Source organism: Candidatus Margulisiibacteriota bacterium (assembly GCA_041650635.1).
Classification (GTDB): Bacteria; Margulisbacteria; WOR-1; order JAKLHX01; family JBAZKV01; genus JBAZKV01.
On sequence record JBAZKV010000003.1, the window covers coordinates 79,268 to 91,717 of the forward strand.

The following is a 12,450-nucleotide window of genomic DNA, read 5'->3' on the forward strand; positions in this document are numbered from 1 at the left end:
ATCGTGCGCCAAATGCAATATTCCGTATCCGTGATTGTCCCCACAAAAAACAGGAAATCGGATCTTGAAAAATGTCTGAATGCTGTTTATTGCCAGACATATTTGCCTGAAGAAGTGATCGTTGTTGAAGGGGGGAAGAAGGGGAATAAACAATATTTTGAGAGCAGATACAAAGGCTTGAAATATCTGGAGTTCAGAAATAGCACCGGACTTACTCAATCAAAGAATTATGGCATAAAACAATCCAAGGGTGATATTCTGATCTTTCTTGACGACGATCTTTTTATAGAAAGAGATTTTATTTTTAAAATATTGGAGCTCTTTGAGGAAAAGAGATCGGAAAATATCGGCGGGATATCCGGCAACATTATAAATCAAAATACCGAAACGGAAAAAGGCTTATACCGCGTATTAAAAATGGTCTTTTTGATGCCGATGTTCGGGAACGGAGCTTTTAGGATCTCTGGAATGCCTACATTTGTCTACGGGGATAAAAACGTTAGGAAGGTAGAATTTATCGCAGGTGGAGTGACCGCCTATAAACGGAAGGTGTTTGAAGAATTTATGTTTGATGAGAAGCTTATGGGGTACTGTTACGGCGAAGACGCTGATTTTTCATACAGAGTGTCCAGAAAATATGTCAATTATTACACCCCTTTTGCGAAAGCCGCGCATAAACCGTCGTCTGAAGCGAGGGGCAGGGGAATTAAGTCTCTTCTTGGTAATATCTCCGCGATGATTTACAGAAACAAAAAGAACCTGGGAATAAAAGGAATGCTTTTTTCTGTGATCGTTGCAATAGGGATGATCATTGAATCCATTTATTTAAAAATGAGAAATTATCCCAGCACTCCCAGGAGCTTCAGATACTGATCCGATATCTTTTCTGCGGAAAAATCGCGCGCGCGGTTTTTTAAAAAAATTTCATCACGGCGAGCATCTAAAGACCTTTCAATTGCATCCGCAAGCGACTTCGTATCCGACTTGGGCGTTATTATTCCGTATTTTCCGTTTTCCAACACTTCTCGTATACCGCCCGGACAATCTGTTGCAACGATCGGAAGTCCAAGAGCTAGAGCCTCAATCAGCACTATCCCGAACGCCTCATGATCAGATGAAAGCGCAAATACCGAAGATTGTTTCATATAAGGATAAGGGTTTGGATTAAAACCTGGGAGATCAACATCCTTAATAATGTTGAGTGCTTTTGCCTTTTCAATAAGCATTTTTCTTTGGCTACCCTCCCCGATAATAAGCAGTTTTGCTTCATGGTGTTTTCTAATAATAGAAAAGGCTTCAATGAGGCGTGAGTAATTCTTCTCTTTTTCAATCCTGCCGACAGAAATGATGACAGGCGGATGGCCGGTGCTGAAAAAACGATGTTCAAATCGGGCAAAGGATTCTTTTGTTATATCTTCTATTGGTACTGGATTGTATATTACATCTATTCTCGTTCTTGGGATCCCCGTAGTTTTAGAAAAATCTTCCGCGGCAAAATTGGAAACTGCTATGACCTTATAGGCAGCCCAATAAGTCAGCCTGCTTAATAAAGGAAGGAGGCTGAAGGTTATCCCTCCGGATTCCTTTAGCTCGGAAATAATGCTGTGCACTCCCAAAATGATATTGGTTTTTGAAAATGAGAGTATCTTGGCGAGCGCGGCAAAAAGATTTACTGTTAAAGAGCCGGAGATCAAATAGTCCGGTTTTTCCCTTGCCAAATATCCAATGAGAGCAGGAAGTGCTTTTCTTAGCCGTTTTGCCTTTAGATTTACAATGTTATATCCGGATCCCTTGGGTATTCTGGGATACACTTCACCTTCAATGTCTGTAAAGACAAGGTCTATCTGTTTTACATGGCTTGACATGGCATTTGCAAGAACAAGGAACACTCTTTCTATTCCGCCATATCTTCCTCCGGTCACAAGAAATGCTACTTTCAATTTTGCCGCTCCTGTCACAATTATACATAATGTTGGCAGCTATTACTTATTTCATGCCAATATGTTTGTTATAATTACTTATAATACCTCATGAATAAACCAGTCATATCTCCCGGCAGGACATATCGTATTTTAATCCTGATCCTGATCGCGTTGACACCGATCTTTAATTTGGGGGAGATTCTGGCTTTGCTTAGCAATTCTTTGCGTGTTTCAGATATTTCACTCACGCCAATATACATAAAACTTATAAAGGATGCAGGATTTATCGCCATCATTTGCGTCGGCATTTTAAATTATCTCAAGAACAAAAGACTGTTTCTCCATAAGAATTTTGTGTATTTTATGATATCCATATTGTTTTCCGTCGTTATTTCTGTCATTGCAGGGACCGGGATCTCATATATCCTTTATGGTGCGAGATGGATCCTTCCGCTTCTGACATTGTTTTTTGTATATAAATATATTGATGAGAGATTTCAGGAAACACTGACCAGGCTTCTTCTATGGCTTTTTTTATTTGCATTCGTTCTTCAGGTTTGGGAATTGTTCCATTTAAAGACCTGGTTTGGCCCGGGTTTTATGGGGCTAAGTCTGCGGAACCCGGGGTTTTTTATTGCTCCGACATTGATGGCGGTGTTTGCTTTGTTGACCATGTATTACACATATCACTTTGTAAAGAACAGTTTTATTAAGAATGGGGTCGTATATCTGCTTGGCCCGGCAAGCGTAATATTAGCCGCGTCCGGCACTGGGCTCATCTCTCTGATGCTGTTCTATTTTGTAAATTTATACTGCTTTACCAGGCAAAAAATGCTGATATTGATCCTTTCTGTTCTGATAATGTTTTCCGGAGTCATTATGCTTCCCACGCTCACCAATAGAGGGGATATCTATAAGTCTTTTTATGCGCGGGTTGGAATAATGGGGGATAGTATCGGTTTTCAAAATCTGGTCCTATCCCAGAAATTCGGGATGGCGTCAAATGTGGCATCCACCGCAAAAAGGATGTCAACGGATGATGATGGTGCTTCTTTTGTTGCCGATTCTACGGTAACATCGATCGCGTATAACTCCGGATTGTTCTCTCTGGTCCTGTTCTTTTCGTTTGCCCTGGGTCTGTTTCTCAAGAGGCAAATATGTTTTCATCTGTGGGCAATATATCTGCCTTTTATGATGACTAATATTCTATTTGAGTCTTTTCCCGCTAATCTTTTGTTTGTGGTGAATATGGCTTATTTTTATTATCTGAAACAGCAAAACAGGCAGAGGTTGCTGTCAAAGAGCGTGAGCAAATGAAAAAATTAAAGATAATGCAGGTGATCCAGTTCTTTTCTCCGGAGATGGGAGGCTCGGTGGGCAATGTCTTTGGGCTTTCAAAAACGCTGGCAAAAATGGGGCATGAGGTCACTATCTGCACAACAGACTTTGCTTTTGACGAAGGCTATGCTAAAGAGCTAAAAGGAGTTGAAGTTAAAAAGTTCGCGTCAAAATTCGGCAAATACAGATATACCCCGGAAATGAAAGACTGGCTGGAGCAAGAGACAAAAAATTATGATGTTCTTCACTTGAATAATTATTGGGGATATCAAAACATGATATCTTCTGCTGCAGCTACAAGAGCGGGTGTCCCATATGTTGTTTCTCCGCACGGCAGCATTCCTATAATAATGAACGGTTTTATCAAGAAGTATCTGTTTGATATTATTTTCGGGGCAAGGATACTTAGGAACGCCAGCAGGGTGATAGGCGTTTCTGACCTGGAAAGGCGACAGATAGCGTCAAAAGGCGTTCCTGACAGCAAGATCGTCACAATATCAAATGCCGTAATACTTCCTCCGGAGGATATCAAGGACGGACAAGAGTTTAGGAAAAGATACGGCATACCGGAAGACAAAACAATTCTTCTATATCTTGGAAGGGTACACAAAAGAAAGGGAGTTGACATATTGATCAAAGCGTTCTCAAAACTGTTGAAAGATAACTATAACGCCATTTTGATCATAACAGGGCCGGACGACGGTTTTACAAAAGGGGCCGAGGCCTTGATCAAAGAACTAGGGATAGAAAAAGATGTGCTTGTGACGGGGCCGCTTTACGGCAGGGACAAATATCTTGCCTATTACGCCGCGGACATATATGTCCTTAATTCAAGCTATGAGATCTTCGGAAATACGATACTGGAAGCATGTTCCTGCGGCACTCCGGTGGTGATCAATGACAAAGGTGGAATAGCCGGCGTTGTTAAGGACAATTGCGGTGAAGTTGCTCGGTATGATGATGAAGACCTTGCACAAAAGATCAAACTGCTTCTGGATTCTCCGCAAAAACGCGCTGCTTACGGTGAAAAAGGCTATAAGATGGTCAGAGATAATTTTACATGGGATAAGATCGCAAAACTGTACGAATCAGTATATATAGAAGTTACCTGTTCAAAACGCCCCTTTTGATTAGTGATATAATAATATTCATAAATGAGCAAGTTCTTTATCAAAAAGACCTCCGCTGCGTCATTATTTGAGGACATACGCGCGGGTATGGAATGGGCAGGGTATAAAAACCTCATAAAAAACGGCTCAAAAGTCGTTCTTAAGCCAAACTACACTTATCCCGGATACAAAGAAGGTGTTACAACTTCAACCCCGGTTCTTGAAGCCGCGGTTAGAGCGCTAAAGGATATAACTGACGATATAACGATAGTTGAATCTGACGGCGGCAACAAAGCCTGGGCAACTGAAACGGCCTTCAAACACCACTGCCTTCCCGAATTGCAGAAAAAATACGGGGTAAAGCTGGTCAATCTTACTAAATCCCCGCTGCGAACGGTTGAAATAAAGATAGGCAGAAGAATTGTAAAAATAGAGCTCCCGATCCTTTTATTGGACCAGGCGGACACCTTTATAACAGTTCCGGTACCTAAAATACACATGATGACAGGATACACCGGAGCTATTAAGAACCAGTGGGGCTGTATACCGGGAGTTATGCGGCTGTATTATCATTCGGATTTCAGCGAAATAATAAATGCCATCAATAAGTTGTTCAATATAAAAATGGCCGTATATGACGGGACTTTTATGCTCAACAGGAGCGGTCCGATGTTTGGCGATTCAATAAAGATGGATATTGTGGCGGTTACGGACGATCACGCGGCTGGAGACCTTGTCATGACGAATATTATGGGTATCAGGTCCGATAACATCGAGCATTTTAATGTCGCAAAGAAAAAAGGGATAATGCCAAAAGACATAAGCGCAGTTACATTCAATGATGATATCTCAAAATTCAAGACGGTCAAGTTCTACTTAAAAAGAACGCTTCACAACTACGGGGCTCTGGTGCTGTTCAAGAGCAGACTTGCCAATCAGATATTCTACGGAACATTCGTGTCAAAATTCCTGCAGAGGGTCAACAGGCTGATCAAGGGAAATAAATTCAAGATCGAGCAGTATTGATATAGGGGTAATAATGCGGATTTTATTGATAGATCCTCCATTTAAGGTCTTTACGGGATACGCGAACAATTTTTTCCCGATCGGCCTGGCCATACTGGCCGCTGTCCTTACAAAAGAAGGGCATGAGGTCAAGGTCCTTGAAGTCGATAAGATCACAATGACCAATGACATCAACTACAGCGACGAGTACAAGCGGCTTCAACTCTATGTGGATGGCATCAACAATGATCATCATCATATCTGGGGGGACATCAAAAAATATCTGGAGGAATTCCGGCCTGATGTCATAGGTCTTACGGTCATGACCCAGAAACTGGGGGCAGCCGTCAAGCTGGCGCAAATCTGCAAGAAATGGGATGCTTCTGTTCCCGTCATCGTAGGAGGAGCCCATCCGACACTTGATCCGGAACAGGTCTTGTCAAGCAACGATATAGATTTTGCCGTTAGAGGCGAGGGGGAGCTGGTTCTGCCTCAATTAATGAAGGCTATTGCGGCCAAGAGCGGATTTTCGGGGATCGGGTCACTTTCATATAAAAAAGACGGAAAGGTCATCAACAACCCCAATTGCGCTCTGATCGAAGATCTTGATATTGTTCCGCTTCCTGCGCGCGAACTCTTGATGAACGCCCAAAATTATTCATCAGAGGATATGGGAGTTATAATGACCACCAGGGGTTGCCCCTACGGCTGCACCTATTGTTTTCATATGTGGGCAAGAAGGGTAAGATACAGATCTATTGACAGCGTGATAAAAGAGATCAAACTTGTAAAAACCAACTACGGGACAAGACAGTTCGCTTTTAAAGACGATACATTTACAATAAACAGAAAAAGACTGTTCGAGCTTTTGCAGCGGATGATAGATGAAAAGCTGAACATAAACTGGGAGTGCACTACCAGAGTGGATGTTCTTGACGAAGAGATGCTCAAAAAGATGATCGAGGCGGGGTGCAATGTGGTCAAGATAGGAGTTGAGACCGGAAGCCCAAAGATACTTAAAGAGACAAATAAGGGCGTGACCATGGAGCAGATCAGAAAAGCCGCGGCGCTGCTGAACAAATACAATGTTTTTTGGAGCGCATATTTTATGATGGGGCTTCCTCAAGAAACTGAAGAGGATATCCGCAGCACATACACTTTTATGAAAGAATTAAACCCTTATTACGCGGGGCTTGGCGTCTATAACCCGATGCCGGAAACGGAACTGTACGATACTGGCGTAAAGATGGGGCTTTTGTATGAAAAAGTGGGGCTGGACCACTTTTTCAAGGTAAATCCCAAAGACATGTATTTTAAAGACCCTAAAAAGAGAGTGGCGCAAATCGATAATGAAAAATTTGAAAAACTTGCGAATTTTATGATGGATGCATTTCACAAGCACAATACAAAGATGATCAACCTTGTCCGCCGGGGTTGGGCAAGAAGAAGGGCATACAGGTCGGAGCCAAAAATGTTGGCTTCAGATATAAGAAAGGTAATCAAATGGGTGGTTAAAGTATGAAACAGATAATCCAGAACTATAAGTCAGGAGAGCTCCAGCTTGTGGAAGTCCCGGACCCGATACTCCTTCCGGGAGGAATGATCCTTGATACAAGGAATTCGCTTGTAAGCGTTGGCACTGAAAAACTGATGATAGATTTTGCCAAAAAAGGATACCTGGGAAAGGCCCTTGGCAGGCCCGATCTGGTCAAGATGGTGATAAACAAGATCAAGGTTGACGGGTTGATGGAAGCCTACAAAGCCTCCATGAGCAGGCTGGACTCACCGGTGCCTTTGGGCTACAGCTGCTGCGGAAGCGTTATAAAGGTCGCCGACGGAGTCCCTGGTGTCGCAGAAGGGGACCGGGTCGCATGCTATAGCGAACCCTACGCGTCACACGCCGAATATAACTTTGTACCCAAGAACCTGTTCGTAAAGATACCGGAAAATGTCTCCTTTGAGGAAGCCTCTTTCGTTGGGCTTGGCGCTATCGCTTTGAACGCGATAAGAGTTGCGAACCTGTCGTTCGGTGAAAATGTTGCCGTCATCGGTCTGGGCCTTCTTGGCCAGCTGACCGTGCAGATGCTAAAGGCTTTTGGCTGCAAGGTTATAGGAATTGATATAAGCGAGTCAAAAGTAAAGATGGCGTTTGAAGCAGGCTGCGATAAAACTGCCGTTATCGGCCGTGACGACATTTCGCAGGCTGTTCTTGATTTTACGGGCGGTGTTGGAGCCGACGCGGTAATAATAATGGCCGGTTCCCAGGACAATAAACCGATAGAGCTTGCTGCAGAACTGAGCCGCGACCACGGCAGGATAGTTGCCTGCGGAATGATCTCCCTTGATGTTCCCAGGCAGGATTTTTTTAAGAAAGAATTGAGCGTTATTGTTTCCCGCGCAACGGGTCCGGGTAAGTTTGACCCTCTTTATGAATCCAAAGGCATTGATTATCCTCTGCCGTATGTAAGATGGACCACCCAGAGGAATATGGAATATTTCCTGACCCTTATCAGCCAAAAAAAAGTAAATGTAAAAGGACTTATCTCCCACAGATTTACCATCGACAATGCTCTTGATGCCTATGACATGATCTTAAAGGGCAAAGAGCCGTATTTGGGGGTCATACTGGAATATCCTAAACAGCTTAAAAAGGAAACAAGGTCCGTTAAGCTGGACCTTCCGGGGCGCAAAAAGGCATCATCTAATCCTTTAAAGAAAGTCGGGGTCGGTCTTATCGGCGCCGGACTTCACGCTAATACGGGGATACTTCCGTCAATAAAGAAGATCAAGAATATCGAGCTTGTCTGTCTTGCGGATGCGGACGGTTATAAAGCACAACACACGGCCAGAAAATACGGGTTCAAATATGTTGTTTCCGATTATAAAGAAATGCTGAAAGATCCAGCGGTAAACTGTGTTCTTATAGCCGTACGCCACAATCTTCACGCAAGGATGGCAATAGACTGCCTTAACGCGGGTAAAAATGTTTTTGTCGAAAAACCACTTGCGATGAATGAAGAAGAACTCAGGCAGATAGCAAAAGCTTATAACTCCCATCCCGGGCTCGTATTCATGGTGGGGTTTAATAGGCGTTTTTCTCCGTTCGCTCAAAAAGCAAAGGCTCTTCTGGCGGGAGCCGACAATATGGTCATAAACTGCAGGGTGAATGCGGGTTTTGTTCCCAAAGACAGCTGGGTGCATGATTCAGGCGAAGGCGGGGGCCGCGTGATAGGGGAGGCCTGCCATTTTGTTGACCTGGTCCAGTTTTTGGCCGGGTCCCTGCCGGTCAGCGTCTTTGCGCAGAACACGTCCGATAACGGTGAAGACAACCTGATAATCTCTTTAAAAATGAAGAACGGTTCTGTTGCAACTATCCTTTATGCCTCACAGGGCGACAGGCTGCTGCCAAGGGAAAGGGTTGAGGTGTTCAGCAAGAAATCGGTTTGCGTCATCGATAATTTTAAGAACTTCTTTTTTGCAAAAGAAGGAAAAAGCCAGAAGAAAAAGTCTTTCAACCTTGACAGGGGCTTTGACGCGGAATTCAAAGCTTTGTTTGATGCGATATTGAACGGAAGCGGCAATCCTGTGGATTTTGAGGAGTACATGTATACTACGCTGGTCACTTTTAAGGCCATTGAATCGCTAAAGACAAAACAGCTTCAAGCAATTGAAGGCCTTCTTGAATGAACATAGTCCTTTTATCAAGATATTTTCCCCCGGAGATAGGGACCGCAGCCAACCTGTTCTATGAACTGGCCAGACAACTAGTCTCCTTGGGCAACCGCGTAACGGTCGTTACGGGATTCCCCTGGTACAATCTTGAAGAGATCCCTGCCAAATACAGAGGCAGGCTGTTCATGCGTGAAAGCCTGGACGGCGTTGAGGTGGTCAGGGTCAGCTTTCCTCTGATAGGCCCAAAAAAAGTTAAGCTTGCGCTTGGGCATTTAACGGCTCCGGTTTCAGCCCTCCTCGCGGGTCTTATGGTTAAAAACCCCGACATAGTATATGTCTATTCGCCTCCATTGTTCATGGGGATCTCCGCCTGGCTGCTGCGGCTTTTTAAAAGGGTCCCTTTTGTATTTGGAGTACAGGACCTTCATCCGCAGTGCTATATAGACCAGGGCGTGCTAAAGAACAAGCTCTCAATAGCGGCGCTGCGCTCGATAGAAAGATTTTGCTATAAAAAAGCGGCTGCCATCACAGTTCATTCCGCCGGCAACAGGGAATACATAAAAAACAGGGGCATAGACGAGAGCAAAATACGGGTGCTGCACAACTGGGTTGACACAGATGATTTAAAGCCTCTTCCCAGGATAAATGAATTTTCAAAACAGCATGACCTTAATAATAAGTTCGTTGTCGGATATGCCGGAACTCTGGGGATGTCTCAAGGGCTTCTAAGTGTCATAGAAGCTGCCCGCCTGCTTAAGGACAGGAAAGACATTGAATTCTTTATAGTTGGCGACGGAATAGAAAAAAAGAACATGATCGAAAAGGCCCGGGAGTACGGACTTGATAACATCCGGTTTCTTCCGATGCAGTCAAAAGCCGTTTATCCTTTGGTCGTGGCCTCCTGCGATGTCGGCCTGGTAACTCTGAATAAAAAGGTCAAAACCCCCGTGGTGCCGTCAAAAATACTTAGTATGATGGCTGCAGAGCGCCCTGTGCTTGCCAGCATGCCTTTGGAGGGTGATGCCCCCAAATTGATAAATGAGTCCGAGTGCGGGCTCTGCATAGAGGCTGAAGAACCGGCTCTTTTGGCGGAAAAGTTACGGGCCCTTGCTGATAACCGCGATAAATGCCTTAAGATGGCAAGGTCAGGAAGGGACTATGTCGTAGAGAATTTTTCGCTGAAGAAGGTAGCTATGGACATCCTGAATATCTTTACTGATATAATTAAGGACAGCGGGAGGAAGTAATTATGACAGCCGACCATTTGAAAAGCTACGAGGGAAAGACCGTTCTTGTTACGGGAGGAGCAGGCGCCATAGGGACCAATCTCTGCTCGGCTTTGAGCGACGCAGGGGCAAAACTTGTGGTGGTCCTGGACGACCTTTCCTCGGGTTATACCTGGAATGTCCCCCAAAAGAAGGGCTTGATGTTCGTTAAGGGGGATACCGCCGATGATGTGTACCTAAAGAGGGTGTTCTTTGAAAAACCCGATATTGTTTTCCATCTGGCGGCTTTTTTTGCCAACCAGAACTCAGTTGACTATCCCGAAAAAGACCTGCAGACTAACGGATTTGGCATACTAAAGGTGCTTGAGTACAGCCTCTTTAACGGCGTTAAGAGGGTGGTGTATGCGTCTTCCGGCTGCTCCATCTACGGGAGCTCCGCGCCAATGCCCCTCAGGGAAGAGTTCATGTCGATGAACCTGACCACCCCTTACCAGATCACCAAGATGCTCGGCGAACTCTACTGCAATTTCTTTTTTAACCATTACAAACTGCCCGTGGTAAAGACGCGCTTTTTTAATTCCTACGGCCCCGGCGAGGTCCCGGGCCAGTACAGGAATGTGATCCCGAACTTTATTTATTGGGCGATGAAGGGAGAGGCTCTTCCCATTACAGGCACCGGGGAAGAGACGCGGGATTTTACATATGTGGGCGACCTGGTGGACGGGCTGCTGCGGGCCGGCCACTTTGAAAGCGCGGTAGGCCAGGAGTTCAATCTGGCTTCGGGTAAAGAGACCAGCATCATCAGCCTGGCAAAAATGATAAACGAGCACACAGGCAACAAAGCCGGCATCAGGTTGATCCAGAGAAGAAAATGGGATACCAAGCCCCGGCTGCTTGCCTCGGTGGAAAAAGCCGGCAAACTGGTAAGCTATAAACCGCAAATGCCCTTTGACAGAGGGCTTGCAAACACTATCGAATGGTTCAGGAACAACTGGAAGCACATTGAATCAAGCGCTTCTTTCGGTCCGGGAGTATCTTCTGCCGTAAGGGACAAGTAAAAAGTCTTTGAAAAAGATACTTTTTTACTCCGGCTCAAAGGAATCAGGGGGAGCGGAGCACTATCTGTCCGTTATATCAAGCCGCATCCCGCGCGACAGATATCTTCCGGTACTTGCGTCAAATCTGGATCCCCTGCGGTTCTTTTTCCTGCTTAAGAGAGAAAAGCCGGATCTGGTGCATTTTAACCTCGGGCTTCCCATCCACTGCGCAGCCAATCTGTTGGTCAGCGGTTTATTTAGAGGTGTGAAGATCACGGCCACGGTCCACTCTGTAGCAGCACAGTCCTCCAGGTTCCCTTTTCTTTCCCGGCTAAAGAAACTGATCGCGTTGGCCTCGCTCAGGGGTGTGCAAAGATTTATTTGCGTATCCCAAAACAGCAAAGAAACATTCTGCCGCAACTATGGTATTTCTACGGACAAAGTTGCCGTCATCTATAACGGCGTTGATATGCCGCCCGACGCAGCTTTTGGAACTTCCGGCGGGACTGTGGTAATAGGAACAGTGTGCAGGCTTGTAAAGAATAAGGGGCTTGAAGTTCTTTTGAAGGCCTTTTCCCTGCTTCTAAAGGACCTTTCATGCGTCAGGCTTTTGCTGGTAGGGGACGGGCCAAAAAGAAAAGAGCTTGAAGGGATGTCTAAACAACTTGGGATAGAAAGCAAGGTCACATTTACCGGGCATGCAAAAAACATCCTTCCTCTTTTGTGCGGCATGGACATCTTTGTCATGCCTTCTTTGTCAGAGTCACTTCCGTTCTCGCTTCTGGAGGCTATGGCTGCTGGAAGGGCGGTCATTTCGACAGATGTGGGGGGAATAAGGGAATTGATAAAAGAAGGGGAGAACGGGTACGTTGTCCCACCGGGGGATCCGGACAAGCTTAGTGATGCGGCATCTAAACTCCTGGCAGACCCTGCAAAGAGTTCCGCTCTGGCAATAGCCGCCAAAAGAACAATTGCCGAAAAGTTTTCAATAGATTCTATGATGCGTGGAACGGAACAGTTTTTTGATGAGGCATAGATAAAGCTAAAATTTGGGCCTCTTGACGTGTCAATTCCTGAAGTGCTATGATTTCGACAGATAACAAAATATTGTTATTTAGAGAAACGAATGGAATTTGCAGAG

At 44.9% G+C, this 12,450-nt stretch carries 10 protein-coding genes; 9 read left to right on the plus strand and 1 reads right to left on the minus strand.

Annotation, left to right across the window (positions count from 1 at the left end; translation table 11 throughout):
* The first annotated feature begins 12 nt into the window (after window positions 1–12).
* Complete coding sequence (locus WC490_01395; protein MFA5097265.1) at window positions 13–873, plus strand: glycosyltransferase family 2 protein; 861 nt, start codon at window positions 13–15, stop codon at window positions 871–873.
* Here WC490_01395 and WC490_01400 read toward each other — a convergent pair.
* On the minus strand, window positions 840–1,940 hold the full coding sequence (locus WC490_01400; protein MFA5097266.1) for a glycosyltransferase: 1,101 nt from the start codon (window positions 1,938–1,940) through the stop codon (window positions 840–842). The genes WC490_01395 and WC490_01400 overlap by 34 nt on opposite strands.
* A gap of 345 nt (window positions 1,941–2,285) precedes the next feature.
* On the opposite strand from WC490_01400, the gene WC490_01405 reads away from it, so the two are divergent.
* The 8 genes from WC490_01405 to WC490_01440 are packed head-to-tail and all read left to right on the plus strand — an operon-like array spanning window position 2,286 to window position 12,345.
* Window positions 2,286–3,239, plus strand: coding sequence for a hypothetical protein (locus WC490_01405; GenBank protein ID MFA5097267.1), 954 nt, complete (start codon window positions 2,286–2,288; stop codon window positions 3,237–3,239).
* Window positions 3,236–4,390: a glycosyltransferase gene (locus WC490_01410; protein ID MFA5097268.1), complete on the plus strand. Its 1,155-nt coding sequence runs from the start codon at window positions 3,236–3,238 to the stop codon at window positions 4,388–4,390. Before WC490_01405 ends, WC490_01410 begins: the two co-directional genes overlap by 4 nt.
* A gap of 24 nt (window positions 4,391–4,414) precedes the next feature.
* Window positions 4,415–5,395 carry a DUF362 domain-containing protein gene (locus tag WC490_01415; protein MFA5097269.1) on the plus strand — a complete coding sequence of 327 codons (981 nt, stop codon included), beginning with the start codon at window positions 4,415–4,417 and terminating at the stop codon, window positions 5,393–5,395.
* A gap of 13 nt (window positions 5,396–5,408) precedes the next feature.
* Complete coding sequence (locus tag WC490_01420; protein MFA5097270.1) at window positions 5,409–6,896, plus strand: radical SAM protein; 1,488 nt, start codon at window positions 5,409–5,411, stop codon at window positions 6,894–6,896.
* Window positions 6,893–9,061: a bi-domain-containing oxidoreductase gene (locus tag WC490_01425; GenBank protein MFA5097271.1), complete on the plus strand. Its 2,169-nt coding sequence runs from the start codon at window positions 6,893–6,895 to the stop codon at window positions 9,059–9,061. The genes WC490_01420 and WC490_01425 overlap by 4 nt, the downstream gene beginning before the upstream one ends.
* Window positions 9,058–10,293 (plus strand): glycosyltransferase family 4 protein, encoded by a 1,236-nt coding sequence (locus tag WC490_01430; GenBank protein ID MFA5097272.1) that lies wholly within the window; start codon window positions 9,058–9,060, stop codon window positions 10,291–10,293. Before WC490_01425 ends, WC490_01430 begins: the two co-directional genes overlap by 4 nt.
* A gap of 2 nt (window positions 10,294–10,295) precedes the next feature.
* Window positions 10,296–11,330, plus strand: a complete 1,035-nt coding sequence (locus WC490_01435; GenBank protein ID MFA5097273.1) for an NAD-dependent epimerase/dehydratase family protein — start codon at window positions 10,296–10,298, stop codon at window positions 11,328–11,330.
* 7 nt (window positions 11,331–11,337) lie between these two features.
* Window positions 11,338–12,345, plus strand: coding sequence for a glycosyltransferase family 4 protein (locus WC490_01440; protein ID MFA5097274.1), 1,008 nt, complete (start codon window positions 11,338–11,340; stop codon window positions 12,343–12,345).
* The last annotated feature ends 105 nt before the right edge of the window (window positions 12,346–12,450 follow it).

Coding starts and splice junctions, on each gene's coding strand:
- WC490_01395 (MFA5097265.1), top strand. CDS start 13: ATGCAATATTCCGTATCCGTGATTGTCCCCACAAAAAACAGGAAATCG.
- WC490_01405 (MFA5097267.1), top strand. CDS start 2,286: ATGATATCCATATTGTTTTCCGTCGTTATTTCTGTCATTGCAGGGACC.
- WC490_01410 (MFA5097268.1), top strand. CDS start 3,236: ATGAAAAAATTAAAGATAATGCAGGTGATCCAGTTCTTTTCTCCGGAG.
- WC490_01415 (MFA5097269.1), top strand. CDS start 4,415: ATGAGCAAGTTCTTTATCAAAAAGACCTCCGCTGCGTCATTATTTGAG.
- WC490_01420 (MFA5097270.1), top strand. CDS start 5,409: ATGCGGATTTTATTGATAGATCCTCCATTTAAGGTCTTTACGGGATAC.
- WC490_01425 (MFA5097271.1), top strand. CDS start 6,893: ATGAAACAGATAATCCAGAACTATAAGTCAGGAGAGCTCCAGCTTGTG.
- WC490_01430 (MFA5097272.1), top strand. CDS start 9,058: ATGAACATAGTCCTTTTATCAAGATATTTTCCCCCGGAGATAGGGACC.
- WC490_01435 (MFA5097273.1), top strand. CDS start 10,296: ATGACAGCCGACCATTTGAAAAGCTACGAGGGAAAGACCGTTCTTGTT.